This is a genomic window from Dolichospermum sp. FACHB-1091 (assembly GCF_014697585.1).
Taxonomy (GTDB): domain Bacteria; phylum Cyanobacteriota; class Cyanobacteriia; order Cyanobacteriales; family Nostocaceae; genus Dolichospermum.
This window is the reverse complement of record NZ_JACJSB010000022.1, coordinates 61,036-79,338: the sequence shown is the minus strand read 5'-3', so window position 1 is coordinate 79,338 and position 18,303 is coordinate 61,036. Positions and strand designations below refer to the sequence as shown.

Below are 18,303 nucleotides of genomic sequence, written 5' to 3'. Positions count from 1 at the left end.
ACGGTCAGGTTATTTTTTTCTGACGCAGGGTACTTGTCGTATTCTGGCTTTCAAACTATAATATTTTCAAGGTTCGGTGCGCTGTTCGGCGTTGCCTCTCTTGGCTTCGCTGTTCGGCACTTATTCAATATATCTAATCTATTTGGGTTTGTCAACTACTTTTTCCATCTTTTTGGAAAAAAATTTTCACTTTCTCTACAATCGTTGTGTGGTAAGGATTGCAGTCGTTAAAATTTTCTGGATTCTTGCTTTATGCAGTTGTGTTTTTGATTTGGCTGAGTTGATGGGGATTTTTTTGGGTAATTATTTGGGTAATTATTTGGGTAATTATTATGGAAGGGGTTAATCAACTCAATTGCTGATAGTGTTGAGTGGATATAGGAATTAGGGATGATATGAAGAGTTTGGCTGTACTACCACCGTTTTTGGTGCTGGATCAATTGTTGCAAGGTTGGTTGCTGGAAGATATTGGTAGAGGTGATCGTACTACTCAATCTCTATTATCCCAAAATCCCACCAACAAAGAAGCGAAGTGGATAGCGAAAGCACCGGGAATAATTGCTGGTTTACCAATTGCAGCCAGGGTGTTTCAGCTTTTGAATCATCAGGTCAATTTTGTAAATATTACCGCTGAGGGGGCAAAATGTGAACCAGGACAGGTAATAGCGGAAATTGATGGTCCCTTAGATGCTCTGTTAATGGGGGAAAGGGTGGCTTTAAATTTGACCATGCGATTAAGTGGAATTGCGAGTTTAACTAACGTATATGTGGAGAAAATAGCTGATTTACCTGCTCAATTGGTGGATACGCGCAAAACTACACCAGGGTTGAGAATTTTGGAAAAGTACGCGACTGCTTTAGGTGGTGCTATAAATCACCGGATGGGTTTGGATGATGCGGTGATGATTAAGGATAATCATATTGTAGCGGCTGGGGGAATTGGGGAGGCTATTACCCGTGTTCGTTCTCACATTCCCTATCCTCTGACAATTGAGGTGGAAACGGAAACTTTGGCACAGGTACGGGAAGCGTTAGAGTATAAAGCGGATATTATTATGTTGGATAATATGCCTTTAGAAATGATGAGTCAAGCTGTGTCGCTGATTCGTCAGGAAGGTAGTCGGGTGAAAATTGAGGCTTCGGGAAATGTCAATTTAGAGACTATTCGCGCTGTGGCGGAAACTGGTGTTGATTATATTTCTACTAGTGCGCCTATTACTCAGTCTAAATGGTTGGATCTAAGTATGAGAATGGTTTAATCGGCTAAAATAGTATCTATATTATAGATTTGGGCGGGCTAGAAGCCCACCCCACAAGATGAAAATTTTTTATTTTTAAACGGTTTTTGTGTAGATTACAGCGATTTTGCTGGTAAACGAACCAAGGTTTTTGTTTCGCGGGCGGGCTAGAAGCCCACCCCACAAGATGAAAATTTTTTATTGTTATACGTTTTAAATGCGGCTTCAATGGTGAGAATTTGAAAAATTATGGGTTAATATAATAACAGTGTGTGTTATGTTTCGCGCAAAGACGCGAAGGCGCAAAGTTGCGATTTTGAATTTGCACAAGTTTGTGTTTTAATTCATAAACTTAGAAATTCTCTTTACAGCAGTTGCTAGAATTTCTGGTTCTTGCACTAATGCGAAGCGAACGTATCCTTCACCAGATTTACCAAATCCGATACCTGGAGAAGCTGCTACACCTGTTTTTTTGACTAATTCGGTGCAAAATTCTCTTGAATTATGACTCCATTGTGTAGGTAGTTTTGCCCAAATGTACATCGTGGCCTCCGGTGTGGGAACGTTCCAGTCTATGCTGTGTAAGGCTTTGATGAATGTGTCACGGCGTTGACGGAAAATGGCTAAGGCTGATTTTACACCATTTTGCGGTCCGGTCAGGGCTGCGATCGCTCCGTTCAAAATTCCCAAATATTGGTTAAAATCAATGGTGGCTTTGATTTGTTTCAGGGCTTGAATCAATTCTGGATTCCCAATTGCATAACCAATGCGGAAACCTCCCATATTATAAGACTTGGACAGGGTAAAAAATTCAATAGAGACGCTTTTTTCTGGGTCAGCTTGTAAAATCGAGGGGACTGGAGATTTTAGATTTTGGATTTTGGATTTTGGATTTTGGGTTTCTTCTGTGAAAACTAAATCTACATAGGGGAAATCGTGAACCAAAACAATGTTATGGTGTTGACAAAAGGCTACAGCTTCTTGAAAAAAGGATAAAGGGGCGATCGCACTGGTAGGATTATGAGGATAGCTTAAAACCATCAATCGTGACTGAGCTAAAATAGTGAGGGGAATATCACTAAAAACTGGTAAAAAATTATTTTCTGGTTTTAATGCCATGGGATAAATCTGACCATTAGCCAAGTATACCCCACCAGCATGGGAAGGATAACCAGGATCTAATAATAGAGCAAAATCGCCGGGATTAAGTATGGCTAAGGGTAAATGGGCTGTTCCTTCTTGAGAACCAATTAGGGGTAAAACTTCGGTTTCTGGGTTAACTGGGATACCGAATTTCTGTTCATACCATTGGGCTGCGGCTTGACGAAAATTTTGAGTACCACGAAATAATAAATAACCATGGGTGCTAGGATCATGGACAGATTGAGCGATCGCTTCTAGGATATGATTCTGGGTAGGTAAATCTGAAGATCCTAAAGACAAATCAATTAATTCCTTTCCCTCAGCCAAAGCTATGGTCTTGGCTGTGTCCATGTCCGCAAATACGTTAGATCTTAAGGGTTGTAACCTGGTTGCAAATTGCATTTTAATTATTTATCATTGGTCATTAGTTACGAGTATGTGATCAGAAACTCTAGAGTTTTGATCACTAACTGACCACTAATTACTCTGTAAATGGTTATCTAAAAGACTGAGTAATTTATCTTTAGAAATTGCTCCTTCCGTAGATTCTAATACTTCTTCTCCTTTCATTAACCTGAGAGCGGGAAGACCTTCTACATTATATTGCTTGACAGCCACTGGATTAGGGTCAGCCTCTATTTTAACAATTTTTAAGCGATCGCTATAAGTTGTTGCGGCTAAATTAATCAATGGTGACATTAAGCGACAAGGACCACACCAGGAAGCCCAAAAATATACTAATACGGGCTGCTCGGCTTTTAAAACTTCTTTCTCAAAATCAGCGTCAGTAATATTTATTACACTATTGCCCATGATAGTCTCCATAAAGTAGCATTAGTTAATCAAGTTCATTTACAAAATACTTTATCCCAATTTGAGAGTTAGTTGTTATCCTGTTTTGGACTTAGGCTTTACTCGGTCGAAGGATTTTCAATTATAAAATGCTTACTATCTAAGCTTTTTATTTAGTAGTCTATCATCATCATTGGGAAAAATAAAGTAAAATCCCACATATTTGTGGGATTAACTGAATTAAATAAATTATCTGCAAGAACTAGAGTTTATCTAATTGTCTTTTAAGTTCTTCTAATTCAGCATCAACTGGTTGAATCGCTTTAGCTGTATTAGTTGGTTGTGCTGGAGTTGTAGTGCTTGGTTGTGCTGGAGGTAGTGCTGGAGGTAGTGTATTTTGTTTAGATCCTTCTATCAACACAGCTAATTCATCATCAATATCACTACTAGATTCTAATCTTGCAAATTGGCTATTTAAATCTGTACTGACTAACTCGGATACAGCCTGAGATTTAGCTTCTTGCATTAATACTTTTTCTTCCATGCGCTCAAAAGCGGACATGGCACTGTTGGTACTCATTCCGCTCACCATATTTCCCAATTGTTCTTGGGCTTTGGCTGCGGTAATTCGAGCTTTGAGCATTTCTTTCTTAGTTTTAGCTTCAGAAATTTTGCTCTCCAACTGTATTAAATTCTTTTTCAGACCTTCTACCTGAACGTTTTGTTGGTCTAGACTAGTTTTTAAAACTACACTTGTATCATTATAAGTTTTTTTGCGTTCTAAGGCTTGACGCGCTAGACTCTCATCACCTTTTTGAATAGCGAGTTGGGCGTTACGCTGCCATTTATTGACTTCATTCACAGCGTCTTGGTACTGTTTTTCAGTCCGTTTTTGAGATGCTATGGCTTGGGCTGCGCCTTGACGCAATTTTACCATGTCCTCTTGCATTTCCAAGAGGGCTTGTTCGAGCATTTTTTCTGGATCTTCGGCTTTACTGACTAAATCATTGAGATTAGCACCAACTACCCGTTTAAGACGATCAAATAATCCCATAAATTTATCTTTCCTTACAAGGTTTGGGTTTTTGGTTAAATAGTTAGCTTTTTTTGTTAATAGCTACCTATACCAATGTGATATTTCCAGTTTGGATCTTTTTTTCTATTCTGAATCATGAACCTATCATATAGAGAAAAATTCAGGAGTCAGAAGTCAGGAGACAAAAGAAGAGGAAAGGAGTAAAATTAAGTTTGCTGTATAGCGGTTTCCTAATTTTCGTACCTAATTCAAGTATATACGGCTATATTAACCCGTCAAACTTACTTATGGTTCTGGTGTTTTGGGTAAATTATGATCCGGATGCGGATTTTCTCCTTGATTGAGAATATAATTTTTCATAGCTGCTAGTTCTGTATCAATATGATTATGAGAGTCTAAGGATGCAATTTTTTTTTCCAAATCATCACCACTCAATTGATTAATAATCTCTGATCTTGCTTCTATCTGTAAAATTTTTTCTTCCATTCGTTCTAATGCGCTTAAACTAGATTGATGGGAAACTCCACTCAGCATTTCTTGAAGCCGATAGGAAGCTTCGGCCGAACGTGCGCGAGCGATATACATATCTTTTTTGGTTTTCACCTCAGCCAATTTTAATTCTAGAGTCCGCATATCCTGCTTCAACTTGGTCACTACATCTTTTTGCTGATTAATTTGGTTGATTAAGGTTGTGGCAGTTTCTTGGTAAAATTTACGTTTGGTAAGGGCTTCCCGTGCTAGAGATTCATTACCCTGCTGGAGGGATAATTGAGCGCGACGATACCATTCTTCGCTTTGGGATTCCGCTGCGGCTGCTTGGCGTTCTGTGCGCTTTTGTGTGGCGATCGCTTGAGCTACACCCTGACGTAATTGTACCAAATTATCTTGCATTTCCATGAAAGTTTTTTCCAGAATTTTTTCTGGATCTTCTGAATTGCTAATTAGACTATTAAAATCAGCACGAATTAGCCTCAGAATACGCTTGATAACTTCCATATTGGTTTTCCCTTGACCATTTACAGGACTATGAGACTGGTTTTTGTGGAAATGCGACAAATTTCAGGATTATGCTGGACAATGGCGATATATGGCAATATAAATTATGGTTCCTGCCAAGACGCAAAGATTGCTATCAGCAAGGCCACACTTTCTATAGTATCTTAATTTTGGGAATTGTTGCTGGTAATTTCCGGGGTTGGTTTGACTTTTGTCGTTAAATCTACTATGTCTTTGGTATCTTGCGAGTTGTCGAAATTCCTAAGTCGCTAAATTAGGATACTTGGGTATAGATGTGATTTTTGGTTTGGTAGTAGATTGAGAATTATGGTCTATTAATTGCGAATGCTACTACACAAACGAAGTCCGCCGGTGCCGACTAACAGAAAATCCATTTCAAACCCAAGCAAGTGGGTTTTGCCTGTGTAGCCGCGATTTAGAATCGCCCCAGTTAGTATGAATTTAGACTTTTAAAACAACCTCTTAATCAAGGATTAGGTCAGGACAAGCAAGATAATGTATATTTCCTAAGTAATTGAAATAGTAAAACTACTAACAAAATATGTCTTTAAAGTCAATTAATCAGGTTTTAGGGAATATCCAACGTTCAGCAGTATGGCAAGAACAATTATTTCCCCGGTTGCTGAATTGTTGGGTGGAAATTGTCGGTGCTGGGGTTGCGGTACAAACTCGTCCTTTGTCAATTCAACGTGATGTTGTGTGGGTAGCAACGTCTAGCGCTGCTTGGGCGCAAAATTTGACCTTTGAACGGAAAACCATACTCATGAAATTAAACCACAAGCTATCTACATCTTTGATAGATATTCGCTTTTCGACTGCGGGGTGGAAGAGTTTACCAAGGACGGAAACACAAATAACTATTTTTGCTTCAGAACACCCCAGTTATGTTGCTGATGATCTAGTTGCTGAGAAGTTAGTCACACCGAGTCTTGACAATGCTCTAGGTACTTTTAAGAATTGGGCTAGGCTGATGCAGGAGCGATCGCATTATCTCCCTTTATGTCCTGAATGTCAATGTCCTAGCCCACCAGGTGAACTGGAACGCTGGAATGTTTGTTCTCTGTGCTGTTCTAAGCGGTTGAGGTAAATAATCAGCCCTTGATTATGATATTGAACTATTGTCAGTTGATTGTAAATAATGGAGTCAACTAGATGCTAAAAACTGAGTTTAAATCTATCCAAAGTAGACTAAAAAAAATCGGAGTAAATCTAAAATCAGACTTTTAACCTTGATCCCTAATATGTTTTAGTTTAAATTGAGTATGTAGACACTCTAAGAATCATTTACAAATATAACAAAAATCTAAAGAGATAATAAAGTTTATTTATTGATAATAATGGCTATAACCCATATCCAATAATAACTTTTTGCCCTTCATCCCTATTTTGGTAAACAAGGAAAATATATAAGTATGTTGGCTAGTCCTATGGTACTGAAGATGAAGGCATATCAAGCAACTAAGCGTTTAACATCTACTTGTCGTTATTGTCGTTATTACCAGCCACAGGGTCGCCGTGGTGGTATGTGTGAAAAGTTGACCGCACCAGTCCAAGGTGTTTGGAAGGCTTGTCCTTTGGCGTTACCAGCTTTTTCACCCTCCTGGGAAAATTTAGAAGATGCCTGGGGTTTACCAATACCAAGGCCTATTTTTTCAACTTCTCAAACTCTTGCAGCGGATTTAGACCATCTTAAAATTAGTTGTGTTAAGAATAACCGTATTTATACCACGCAGGAGGCGGCAAATAATGGAGTAACAATTTAATCACGCACAATTATTGTCATCAATTTTCTCTCCACCTTAATCATCCACCTTCCGCAGATCAACTGTCACATAAGTAAAAAAAGGAAACAAGAATGAAAATAGACATCTGAAAACAAAAAAGAAATTTGAGTAATCATGAATCACCAAAAATGGCATCAAAACCTATTTTCAATCAATACCTTTGCCAATTTACAAAGCCATTGCAAGAGTGTTAGAATATCGAGTATGGTCTGTGCGTAGATTTTAAGTTGTTATTTTGAAAAACTATAACTCTACTACATCAGACCTCTGTTCATACTCTTGTTTTGGCTAAGGTATTGTTATGAAAGTCTATTTTTTCCGCATTAAATTGTATGGCTAATCCGAAATCTGACAAAGGCTTTGTCTACCAAGAATTTGGTAACGGTAGTTCACCCCCACTGGAACGCGCTGTAGAGCGGGGAATGCAGGATTTACCCCCAAATCAGCAAAATGTAAGAATCCAAGCCACTCGCGCTGGACGGAAAGGGAAAACTGTCACGGTTATTACTGGTTTTCAAACTAAACCGGAAACCTTGGCTACTTTATTAAAACAGTTAAAAGCCCAATGCGGTACTGGTGGGACGGTGAAAGATAACGAAATTGAAGTTCAGGGAGACCATAAACAGAAGATCTTAGAGATTTTGGTAAAATTAGGTTACAAGGCTAAAATCAGTGGTGGTTGAAGAGTGGGGTTTACCGAATCTTTTCAGGAATGATCATGACAGACGGTGATGTTAACTCTATAAATGTGGAACATTAACAAGAGAATATCATGAATATGGATGTAATTAGAATTGTAGTAGCGATTTTTTTCCCACCTTTGGGAGTATTTTTACAAGTAGGTTTTGGTCTAGACTTTTGGATTAATATCGTCTTGACGTTATTTGGTTATATCCCTGGAATTGTTCACGCAGTCTGGATAATTGCGAAGAAATAATGATGTCAGAGAGATAGAATAAACCGGACTGTCTCTCTATTTGTTTTCCTAACTTTATACCCTTTCATCAAAAAGCAGAATATGAAAATAAGGTCTAACATTTGCTATCTTATTAGGATTAATGGTTTTATACCACAATTTTACTATTGAAGCTTGGGTTTATCTTTCCTTTCACGGTACTTATACTTTTCTTTGGTTAATAAAAAAAAGATAGCATCTTTCCAGATAAGGAATGGGAGCAGGAAATTCCCACTTCATAATGTTAATGATTTTGCTTCCTAGTAAACACAAACCCAGATAACTTGAGATTTGTAAAGGAGAAGATTATGAACTATAAAGCCATCATTTTATCGGCAATTTTGGGAATTTCTACACCCGCAATGATTGATGTAGCTATTCCTAATCAAGCTATAGCTGTTAAAAAGTTTGACTATCCGGCAGGTGAATTTACGGATAAAGATTGGACTGTCACCTTAGCTTTTACCAATAATGCTTATTACTATTATGGTGAAAACCGTAATAGTAATTCCAATATTAGTTTATCTGGTGCTGTCGCTTCTGGAACTAAACAACGTCAACTATACACTTGGAATAATAATGGAACAAAATATCAAGTAATTTGGAAACCAAGTGATCCCAGATTTATTCGTGTTCAGGTAATTAGTCCCCAAGGCAAAATAATTTTAAATCGTCTACTTCAAAACTGAATAGATAGGAATAAACTAAGTAAGTGAACGGAAAAAACCGAAATATGTAACGAAAAGTAAAGGTGACCAAAACCTCCTTTCTGTTCCCTGTTCCCTCGCCACAATGACAATTTTTAACGCCAACCTACTTAATACACCCTAAACCTTCATCTTTTGGAGGATTATAATGATAGTCTTAATCCTAGTCCGCAAGCAAATACTTCTATTCTCAGATCCCGTTCTACTGAGACAAGAAAATATAATAGAAATAGAGAGGGAATCAAAAAAACCAAATTAAAGCACTCAGAAACAACAATAAAGGCGTTAACCAATCTCCCCAGCGTACATATAAAGTCTGAGTTTGACGGGGATAAATAGTTTCTGCGTGGGTTTCGTAGGTATTATATCCTGATTTCCATAAAGTTTCACCATGAGGATTAATAAATGCGGAATAGCCGGTATTTGTTGCCCTTACAGCCCATCTATCAGTTTCAATTGCCCGCATGATATCCTGGGCATGGTGTTGATTTGCCATTGCTGGCGTATAATGAGCATCATTAGAAGAACTGAGGATAAATTTCCCACCCATAGCAGCTTGATAACGGAAATTTTCCGCAAAAGCTGATTCATAACAAATACCAATAATCACCTTACCAAAAGGAGTATCAAAAATTTGATTAACTTGACCCGGAACTTGATGTGCTTCTAGTGGTGATAAACGTTGAATAATTCCTCCTAAAATATTTTCAAAAGGAATATATTCTCCCAATGGTACAAGTTTAGATTTATCGTAACGGCTGGTAATTTCTCCATTATTAATAACTGTAAATAAACTATTTGTATAACTACTTCCTTGTTCACCAAAAGCACCTATCCAAGCTATAACACCCCGTTCTCGAATAGCAGCTAACAGAGTAGTTTGGGGTAAGTCACGGGCAAAAATAGGTAGAGAAGCTTCTGGAGTAAGAACAGCTTGGACACCTTGATTAGTTAAATTTAAATATCCTTGAGTGTAAGCTGTCATAGCCTGACGCAAACCTTGAGGAAGAACCTTAATTTTATTAGGAATATTACCTTGAATAATGCCAATTTTCAAAGCTGTATTTGGGGTAAAATTCAGGGGGTTGCTATAGAGGATAAGGCCAATAAAATGGGAGGTAATTAATAGGGTGGTGGCTAGGATTAAGTGGGAATTAACGAACCACAGAGGCACAGAGGACACAGAGGTTTTTGGATGAGTTATTCTTTCTTCCTTTGCGTCTTTGCGCCTTTGCGTGAGATATTCAGCAATAAAGCCATTAAAAGCGACAATTACCGCAGTGACAGTATTGGGTCCTGAAAGTTGTCCTAAATGGAGAATTACGAGATTGTATGGTGATTGAGTGTAAGCTAGAGAACTCCACCATAAAGGCCCGGCACTCCAGAGGCTTTCTAAGCTACACCAAAGGATTGTACCAATGAGGACACGCAAATAAGGGTTTCCCCTGTCTAGACGCACCATTAAAGCCGCCCAAATAGAGACGAAAATTCCCCCCCAGAGGCTGATAAATGCCCAACAAAATAGGGTAATAGTTAAGCTCGGTAGCCAAGGGACACCCAGCCAGTCCATGGGATGAATACCTGTAATCCATGACAATGCGACACCGTGATAACCGATGCCCCAGATGAAGCCAAGAACAGGGGCAGATGGGTAATTTTTGTCTGTTTTTGGTGTAATTTTAATTAGTAGTATCCACAAGGGGGTTAGGGATACCCAGGCTAAGAACCATGCACCAATAGGGGCGACGGTTGTTCCCATGAATATGCCACTGAGGAGAGACAAGGTATAATAGATGATGGGACTGGATATCTTCTGGTGTCTGAGTTTTAGCATTTTGTTTAATTTTGGACGTTACTGATTAAGCAGTCTCACGCAAAGGCGCAAAGGCGCAAAGGTAAGAGTTTTTAAGTCAGCAACGTCTAATTTTAAATGGTTTATTCTGCGTCCTCTAGTTCTCCATGATCACCAGTGTCGGGGGGAACAATCGCAACTCCGGTAATGGCATCATCTTCATCTAAACGTTGCACTTTAACTCCAGTGGCTGATCTTGATTGAATAGAAATTGCATTGACGGCTTGACGTATAATAATACCACGATTGGTGGCCATCATGATTTCGTCGTCGCTGTTGACAATTCTTAAAGTGGCTAGTTTGTCTTTGGTTTTGCGGGTCTTGAATTTGGTGGCCATTAAACCTTGACCAGCCCGGTTTTGCAGTCGGAATTGAGAAACAGGCACACGCTTACCATAACCGCCTACGGTAATGACTAGTACCCATGGTCCGGTACTATTGCTGTTACTGGTTTCTGCTGTTTCTTCGGTATTTTCAATTTCAGCAATTTCTAAGGTTTCTTCTATTTCTGCTGTTTCTTCTATTTCCCCTTCTGTGCTAGTATCTAAGGTGTCGAGAATGGCCGCAGGTAGGATATCCATACCTATGAGTTCGTCTTTATCCTTGAGTTTCATGGATTTTACACCACGAGTGGCTCTTCCCAGAGGACGCAGTTGGTCATGAGTACAGCGGAAGTGAATGGCCATACCTTGACGTGAACCGATTATTATACTGTCTTCTACTCTGGCTCTTCTCACCCAGCGTAGTTGGTCACCTTCTTCTAAGGATATGGCAATTAGTCCGTTGGCGCGAATGTGGCTAAATGCTTCTAAGACGGTTTTTTTGATGTTACCGCCTTTGGTGAGCATCACCAGATATTCTTCGCTGCTAAATTCGTCTACGGGGACAATAGACGTAATTTTCTCTTCCTTGGGAATGGGTAACATTTGGACTATGGGTGTCCCTCGACTGGTGCGCGAACCTACGGGTATTTGATAGGCTTTGAGTGAGTAGACAACTCCGCGATCGCTAAAGAATAAGATGCTATCATGATCACAGCAAGTTAAGAAATGCTCGATGGTATCATCATCTTTAACTTTAGCACCAGCCTTACCCCTAGTAGCGCGGTTTTGAGATTCAAAGGTGTTGACGGGCATCCGTTTGATGTAACCTTGTTCTGTCACCAGAATCACTGCTTTTTCGTTAGCAATTAGGTCAATGTCATCTATATCTCCTTCTCCATGGGTGATAACCGTGCGCCGGGGTGTAGCAAAGCTGGCTTTAATTTGGGCGATTTCCGTTTCGATGATTTCTAAAACCCGTTCCCGTCTGGCTAAAATATCCTGTAAGTCGGTGATTTTAACTTGTAATTCTTCGTGTTCCAGGCGAATTTTATCCGCTTCTAGCGCCGTTAACCGTCGCAACTGCATTTGTAAAATTGCGTCTGCTTGCACTTCGGAAAGTCCGTAATTGGTAATTAACTCTCCTTTGGCTGTGGGTGCGTCCGGTGCATGACGAATTAAAACAATAATTGCATCTAATTGTGACAGAGCAATTAGTAATCCCTGCAATAAGTGATCCCTTTCTTCTGCTTTCCGTAATTCGTAGCGGGTACGGCGTTCTATGGAGAAAATGCGGAAGTCTAGGAAAACGCTGAGGAATCGTTTGAGGCTAAGGGTTTGAGGTTCGCTATTGACTAATGCCAACATATTCGCCCCAAAGTTAGCCTGTAGGGGAGTTTGCTTGTAAAGGTTGTTTAAAACGACACGGGGATAGGCATCACGTTTTAATTCGATGACGATTCTCATGCCGTCCCGATCGCTTTCATCACGGATATCTGCAATACCTTCGATTTTCTTATCATTCACCAATTCGGCAATTTTTTCGATTAATGCGGCTTTATTGGTTTGATAAGGTAATTCGGTAATGATAATTGCTTCCCGGTCTGGACGGTTGCGTTGTTCAATGGTTTCAATATTAGCTACACCCCGCATGGTGATTGAACCGCGACCTGTGGTATAAGCGTCTTTAATGCCACTTGTTCCCAATATCTGCGCCCCGGTGGGAAAATCGGGACCGTGAATATACTGCATTAATTGTATGTCAGTAATTTCAGGATTGTGAATTAATGCTACTAATCCATCAATCAATTCTCCCAAATTATGCGGAGGAATATTTGTCGCCATTCCCACTGCAATTCCCGAAGAACCATTTAACAAGAGTTGGGGAATGCGGGAGGGTAAAACCGTTGGTTCTTGTTGAGAACCATCGAAGTTATCAGCAAAGTCTACGGTTTCGGCTTCAATATCTTGGAGGAGGGCTACACTAGTTAAGGCGTGTAAACGACATTCTGTGTACCGCATTGCTGCCGGTGGATCATTGTCTACTGAACCAAAGTTACCATGTCCACTGATGAGAGGCGATCGCATGGAAAAATCCTGTGCCATCCGTACCAAAGCATCATACACTGCCGTGTCACCATGGGGGTGATATTTACCCAATACTTCCCCTACGACACGGGCGCATTTTCTAAAGGGGCGATCATGTAGCAAACCTAGTTCGTGCATAGCATAGAGGATGCGACGATGCACAGGTTTTAGACCATCCCTAGCATCTGGTAACGCCCGACCCACAATGACGCTCATAGCGTATTCTAGATAAGACCGCGACATTTCATTTCGCAAATCTGTCGGGATAATCCTCTCCTGTGAGGTTGTCATAGACTCCAAAACTCCAAAAAATGTAAATTTTAGCCTTCAACTTGACAAAATACAAAATTATGTCAAATAAACTTTGAATAGTTGTCATATTTTGCTATAATTCTAACATATTAGAACTCAATTTGCATAAATACTATCCAATCTGTCACAACAGCAAGTCAGAACCGGAAGATTAAAATTGATTCGGTGATTATTAACTAATATTAATATGAACTACCCGATCTTATTTCGTTGAAGATGTGGTTTCTACATCCCCACCAGTAAGTTGAGATTTTTGACCAGAACTTACGCAACTGCCACAAGCGATCACTAGTGAAGGCAGCCAAGTGGTCATTTAAATTAGACCAAATACATCCTAACATCTAGACGTTTTAGTTGCACCAATTAGATAATTAGAAACCAAACTATGCTTGATTTTATAAATAGTTTGACCTGTTTGATAGGCTAAATTTTTCAGTTTCAGCCAAACCAACATAGCACAAGTAATATGATTTCTTTGCAGGCGTGCCTTAGGACATTGACATGATTCAATGCCTGTTAATTGTTTAATTTCTCTGTGAAACTCCTCTATTTTCCAACGGATTTTACACACCGATTTTTATTTTTACCAAATTTAACAATTGAGAAAATCTGGTTTCCGATAATTGTTCTACAAATCTTTGTACAACTTACGTTAATAACCAATGACTACTGACCGAATATGTTCAGCTACGGCTTCCGGTTGCTCTAACATAGCCAAATGCCCACAATCAGGAATTTCAATCACATTATCACCAACACATCGGAAAAGCCAATGAAAACTGGCCAAATGGCGGACATATTTGGGTTCCATTACCTTATCGTCAGCACCCGCTAAAAAATATACTGGCTGCTTCAATTTTGATACTAACTGGGGTAAACAGTTAATTTCTTGTTCCGTAGTAGATGCGAAAAGAGTTCCCAGAGCAGCTTCTGGATCAGCTACAATAAAATCAATTAATCTTTGACGCGCCCAATAACGCTCTAAAGGACGCAATACACTAGCTTTAGTAAATAACAAATCAATTAAGGGCATTTGCGAAAGCCAACGGGGACGGACTTGTAAAAATTTCTGTCCTGCGGCACGGAATTGCTCAAATGCTTCTTTAAGATAAATTCCACCACCGGCATTAATACAAATTACACCTTGAATACAATCATGTAATTGAGTCGCTGTCCACAGAGCAATAGTACCACCCAGAGAATGACCTATGAGCCAAGCACTAGAAATATTCAGGTGCTGGAGAAGAACAGCTAAATCTTGAGCATAAGCGAATGGAGAATATAGAGAATCCAAGGACGAAGCAACCATGCTAGAGCCTGTGGGAGTCAGGTCTATATCTGAATCTGATGTTACCTGGGACTGTGATTCACCGAACCCTCGTAAATCGTAAGATAAACACTGTAAATCTAGTGATAGACGAGAAATTACGGGTTGCCAGTATATGCGGCTATTTAGCCAACCGTGGATAAATACTAAAGTATGGGGACATGATGTAGGAGCGGTTAGCTCATAAGTATGTGGAACACCTAAGATTTCTATTGTTGCCATAGTTAAACATCGTACCCATAAATTTGGGTGCGAATAAATACAACTAAATACAAACAGGAAAAGAATAATTCAAAAATTCAACAAAACAAAAATTAAATTTTGAACTAGCTGAATTATCTTATTCTACAGTGTATCAGTTAAATTACCTGTGATTCTTGTGTCATTGAATTGGATATTAATTAGCCGAATATAAGTTTAAGCTTGTCCATTGATATTCATTAAAGTAGTCCTAAGGAAATTTGTGGGAAAAATTTGGACTTTGGACGAGTTTTATAGAGTAGTACCAAAACAAAATGCTAAAGTTAAAGGTGATTGGTAAGAAACACCCGATAACTCGCTATGGTCATAGCGATGTTAAATGTGAATCAACACTCTTAAAAAGTGGTAACCAATTTCAGTCATACTAACCGAACTGCGTTGGCATGGGTTTTTGGAAAACTTGGTTTAGCACTCCTGAATCTTTAGCGACAAATAAAACTACTGCTGTTAATGAGTATACAGCAGCAGTTGGAAGTAATTCTAGTTTAGGTAAGGATCAAATCGTTTTCAGTACAGAAAGAGATATTGACCTCTATGAACTAGAAGAACTCTGTGACGCAGTTGGCTGGTCACGTCGCCCTCTCAGAAAAGTAAAAAAAGCGATTGAGCATAGTTTTCTCGTGGCCTCCATGTGGCAAGTACGAGGAAACAAGAAGCGGTTGATTGGTTTTGCCCGTGCTACCTCAGACCATGCTTTTAATGCCACCATTTGGGATGTAGTGGTTCATCCTGATTTTCAAAGTAGAGGACTAGGTAAGGCTTTAATGAAATATGTCCTCAAAAAACTAAGGAGCGAAGAAATTAGTAATGTGACTCTTTTTGCTGATGCCCATGTTGTAGATTTCTATAAAACTATGGGCTTTATGCCAGACCCTGAAGGTATCAAAGGAATGTTTTGGTATCCTCAGTAATTTGGTTATTGGGGATGAGGCATTGGGGAATAATGGGGGTAATTTAAGTGAAAATTCCGGGAAAATCCTGGTTTGTGCCTGATTTCTCCCAGGATGTTTTCCATAGTCTGATTTTTTATAGATTATTGGGTTTGCATTTATTCTTTTTTGTGATATGATGGGCAGGAAGAACCAAAAAACATAATTTAAGTTATGTGAAAATTGGCTTTGATAGATTTACGGGATGTAGCGCAGCTTGGTAGCGCGCCTGCTTTGGGAGCAGGATGCCGCAGGTTCGAATCCTGTCATCCCGATTTTATGGATATTTGACGGTGGTTGTATTTCCCTAACTCAGCAAAGTTGCAAATGGAAACATTACAGCATCCAGGCAGGTTATAATCTTTTTGCGGAGCAACTTTACAAAAATTTATGAGTAATACCCTTGTGCAAGCCTTTTTCGTAGGCAGAGCAGTAGCCGAAGTGATTAATGAGCGTGTAGAAGTCGCCTTGACTGATGCTTTGAGTGAACTGGGCAAATTTGATGCTGAAGCTAAAGAGCAGCTACGCCAGTTTACAGAAGAAGTGATGGCACGAGCTAATCGGGCAGCAGAATCATCTGCAACTGGAAAAACGACAAATAGTTCATCTGGTGCAGATTCTTTAGACTTACAGACCGAAATTGACGAATTAAGGGCGGAAATCGCTCTATTAAGAAGTGAATTGCAGAAGCATCGCAATGCTGCAAAATAGGTAATGGGTAATGGGTAATGGGTAATGGGTAATGGGTAATGGGAAAATTCCGCCCCAGCTGCCCCAGCCACCCATATCCCTTACCCTCCCAGCTTCTCCTGCTCCCTCTCAAGCCGACGGTATAAGAAAAATATGGAACAAGGTTACTCAGGCAAAGCATACCGTTGGAATCGGGAAGAATACTCTAGCAAACGCCGCTTTGTGGATATTTGGTCTTTTGTCTTGACCTTGATGTTCAAAATTTGGCGCTATAGCAAGCCCTGGAGTTACCCCGGTGGTATGACAGAAGCCAAGCAAGCAGCTAGACGCAAAGCCCAAGCAATCTGGATTAGAACTACATTCTTGGATTTGGGTCCGACTTTTATTAAGGTAGGACAGTTGTTTTCTACTCGTGCTGATATTTTCTCGACTGAATATGTGGAGGAGTTATCTAAGTTACAAGACAAAGTTCCCGCATTTAGTTATGAACAGGTGGAAGGAATTATTGAACAGGAGTTGGATAAACCAATTTCTTCACTTTTCCAAGATTTTGAACCTGTTCCCCTGGCTGCTGCTAGTTTAGGTCAAGTTCACAAGGCTACTCTGTACACTGGTGAGTCCGTTGTTGTCAAGGTACAAAGGCCTGGACTCAAGAAGCTATTTGAAATTGATTTAGACATTCTTAAAGGTATTGCCCGTTACTTTCAAAACCACCCCAAATGGGGACGGGGTAGAGATTGGATGGGTATATATGAGGAATGTTGTCGTATTCTCTGGGAAGAAATTGATTATCTAAATGAAGGTCGCAATGCCGATACTTTTCGCCGGAATTTCCGCACTTATGATTGGGTAAAAGTACCAAGAGTATATTGGCGTTATGCTACGTCTAGGGTAATTACTTTAGAGTATTTACCTGGAATTAAAGTTAGTCAGTATGAGGCCTTGGAGGCTGCGGGTGTAGACAGAAAAGCGATCGCTCGTTATGGCGCACAAGCTTACTTACATCAACTTCTAAATAATGGCTTCTTTCACGCTGATCCCCACCCTGGGAATCTGGCAGTTAGTCCCGAAGGGGCTTTGATTTTCTACGACTTCGGGATGATGGGTACAATTAAATCCAATGTCCGGGAAGGACTAATGGAAACTTTATTTGGTATCGCCCAAAAAGATGGCGATCGTGTGGTAAAATCCCTAATTGATTTAGGAGCGCTCGCCCCAGTTGAGGACATGGGGCCTGTCCGTCGTTCTGTCCAGTATATGCTGGATAACTTCATGGATAAGCCTTTTGAAAACCAATCGGTGGCAGCTATCAGTGAAGATCTGTACGAACTGGCCTATGATCAACCATTTAGATTTCCAGCAACCTTCACCTTTGTCATGCGTGCCTTTTCCACCCTGGAAGGAGTCGGTAAAGGTCTAGATCCAGAATTTAATTTTATGGAAGTTGCCCAGCCTTATGCAATGCAGCTTATGACAGATAACAGTAGTTCTGAGGGGAATAGCTTCTTGAATGAATTAAGTCGTCAAGCAGTCCAAGTTAGCAGCACTGCTTTAGGATTACCACGGAGATTAGAAGATACGTTGGATAAAATAGAACGCGGGGATATCCGTCTCCGCGTTCGGTCCGTAGAAACAGAACGCCTGATACGGCGACAGAGTAATATTCAACTGGGAATGAGTTATGCTGTGATCATTAGTGGTCTGACAATTGCAGCTACAATTCTCCTAGTTAGTCATTATGTATGGTTAGCCAGTCTGATTGGTTTAATCGCAGCATCAATGTCATTCCTACTGATTCGGTTGCTTTTGCGTCTCGACCGTTATGATCGAATGTATTAATTAGTCGCTTACG

Annotated in this window: 16 protein-coding genes, 1 tRNA gene and 1 pseudogene; 10 read left to right on the top strand and 8 right to left on the bottom strand. The window is 39.9% G+C overall.

The window, feature by feature from the left end; translation table 11 throughout:
* The first annotated feature begins 395 nt into the window (after nucleotides 1–395).
* Complete coding sequence (gene nadC / locus H6G25_RS14785) at nucleotides 396–1,259, top strand: carboxylating nicotinate-nucleotide diphosphorylase (protein WP_190393149.1); 864 nt, start codon at nucleotides 396–398, stop codon at nucleotides 1,257–1,259.
* A gap of 318 nt (nucleotides 1,260–1,577) precedes the next feature.
* Here the strand turns inward: nadC and H6G25_RS14780 are convergent, their stop codons facing one another.
* The 4 genes from H6G25_RS14780 to H6G25_RS14765 all read right to left on the bottom strand — a co-directional run bounded on the left by H6G25_RS14780 (nucleotide 1,578) and on the right by H6G25_RS14765 (nucleotide 5,205).
* On the bottom strand, nucleotides 1,578–2,783 hold the full coding sequence (locus H6G25_RS14780) for an LL-diaminopimelate aminotransferase (RefSeq protein WP_190393145.1): 1,206 nt from the start codon (nucleotides 2,781–2,783) through the stop codon (nucleotides 1,578–1,580).
* A 75-nt stretch (nucleotides 2,784–2,858) separates the two neighbouring features.
* Nucleotides 2,859–3,194, bottom strand: a complete 336-nt coding sequence (locus tag H6G25_RS14775) for a thioredoxin family protein (RefSeq protein ID WP_190393144.1) — start codon at nucleotides 3,192–3,194, stop codon at nucleotides 2,859–2,861.
* A gap of 241 nt (nucleotides 3,195–3,435) precedes the next feature.
* The gene (locus tag H6G25_RS14770) at nucleotides 3,436–4,227 is read right to left on the bottom strand and encodes a PspA/IM30 family protein (RefSeq protein WP_190393143.1); all 792 of its coding nucleotides are present in this window, start codon (nucleotides 4,225–4,227) and stop codon (nucleotides 3,436–3,438) included.
* Between the two features lie 267 nt (nucleotides 4,228–4,494).
* Nucleotides 4,495–5,205: a PspA/IM30 family protein gene (locus H6G25_RS14765; protein WP_190393142.1), complete on the bottom strand. Its 711-nt coding sequence runs from the start codon at nucleotides 5,203–5,205 to the stop codon at nucleotides 4,495–4,497.
* 562 nt (nucleotides 5,206–5,767) lie between these two features.
* On the opposite strand from H6G25_RS14765, the gene H6G25_RS14760 reads away from it, so the two are divergent.
* From H6G25_RS14760 to H6G25_RS14740, 5 genes are all read left to right on the top strand, one after another.
* Complete coding sequence (locus H6G25_RS14760) at nucleotides 5,768–6,313, top strand: DciA family protein (protein WP_190393141.1); 546 nt, start codon at nucleotides 5,768–5,770, stop codon at nucleotides 6,311–6,313.
* Nucleotides 6,314–6,638: 325 nt separating this feature from the next.
* Nucleotides 6,639–6,989 (top strand): hypothetical protein, encoded by a 351-nt coding sequence (locus H6G25_RS14755; protein WP_242034978.1) that lies wholly within the window; start codon nucleotides 6,639–6,641, stop codon nucleotides 6,987–6,989.
* 353 nt (nucleotides 6,990–7,342) lie between these two features.
* Nucleotides 7,343–7,693, top strand: a complete 351-nt coding sequence (locus H6G25_RS14750; protein WP_190393140.1) for a translation initiation factor — start codon at nucleotides 7,343–7,345, stop codon at nucleotides 7,691–7,693.
* Nucleotides 7,694–7,788: 95 nt separating this feature from the next.
* Nucleotides 7,789–7,947, top strand: coding sequence for a YqaE/Pmp3 family membrane protein (locus H6G25_RS14745; protein ID WP_190393147.1), 159 nt, complete (start codon nucleotides 7,789–7,791; stop codon nucleotides 7,945–7,947).
* Nucleotides 7,948–8,273: 326 nt separating this feature from the next.
* Entirely contained in the window at nucleotides 8,274–8,654 is a 381-nt protein-coding gene (locus H6G25_RS14740; RefSeq protein ID WP_190393139.1) for a hypothetical protein, read from the top strand.
* 259 nt (nucleotides 8,655–8,913) lie between these two features.
* On the opposite strand, the gene lnt is transcribed toward H6G25_RS14740, so the two are convergent.
* From lnt to H6G25_RS14725, 4 genes and pseudogenes are all read right to left on the bottom strand, one after another.
* On the bottom strand, nucleotides 8,914–10,506 hold the full coding sequence (gene lnt, locus H6G25_RS14735) for an apolipoprotein N-acyltransferase (protein ID WP_190393138.1): 1,593 nt from the start codon (nucleotides 10,504–10,506) through the stop codon (nucleotides 8,914–8,916).
* Nucleotides 10,507–10,607: 101 nt separating this feature from the next.
* A complete protein-coding gene (gene gyrA / locus H6G25_RS14730; protein ID WP_190393137.1) occupies nucleotides 10,608–13,223 on the bottom strand; it encodes a DNA gyrase subunit A in 2,616 nt (871 codons plus the stop codon).
* 355 nt (nucleotides 13,224–13,578) lie between these two features.
* A pseudogene (locus H6G25_RS21265) lies at nucleotides 13,579–13,812 on the bottom strand (transposase); the annotation flags it as partial.
* An 84-nt stretch (nucleotides 13,813–13,896) separates the two neighbouring features.
* On the bottom strand, nucleotides 13,897–14,793 hold the full coding sequence (locus H6G25_RS14725; protein ID WP_190393136.1) for an alpha/beta hydrolase: 897 nt from the start codon (nucleotides 14,791–14,793) through the stop codon (nucleotides 13,897–13,899).
* Nucleotides 14,794–15,215: 422 nt separating this feature from the next.
* On the opposite strand from H6G25_RS14725, the gene H6G25_RS14720 reads away from it, so the two are divergent.
* From H6G25_RS14720 to H6G25_RS14705, 4 genes are all read left to right on the top strand, one after another.
* Complete coding sequence (locus tag H6G25_RS14720; RefSeq protein ID WP_190393135.1) at nucleotides 15,216–15,743, top strand: GNAT family N-acetyltransferase; 528 nt, start codon at nucleotides 15,216–15,218, stop codon at nucleotides 15,741–15,743.
* A gap of 219 nt (nucleotides 15,744–15,962) precedes the next feature.
* A tRNA-Pro gene (locus H6G25_RS14715) sits at nucleotides 15,963–16,036 on the top strand.
* Nucleotides 16,037–16,151: 115 nt separating this feature from the next.
* Complete coding sequence (locus H6G25_RS14710) at nucleotides 16,152–16,472, top strand: DUF6825 family protein (protein ID WP_190393134.1); 321 nt, start codon at nucleotides 16,152–16,154, stop codon at nucleotides 16,470–16,472.
* A 132-nt stretch (nucleotides 16,473–16,604) separates the two neighbouring features.
* Complete coding sequence (locus H6G25_RS14705; protein WP_190393133.1) at nucleotides 16,605–18,290, top strand: AarF/ABC1/UbiB kinase family protein; 1,686 nt, start codon at nucleotides 16,605–16,607, stop codon at nucleotides 18,288–18,290.
* The last annotated feature ends 13 nt before the right edge of the window (nucleotides 18,291–18,303 follow it).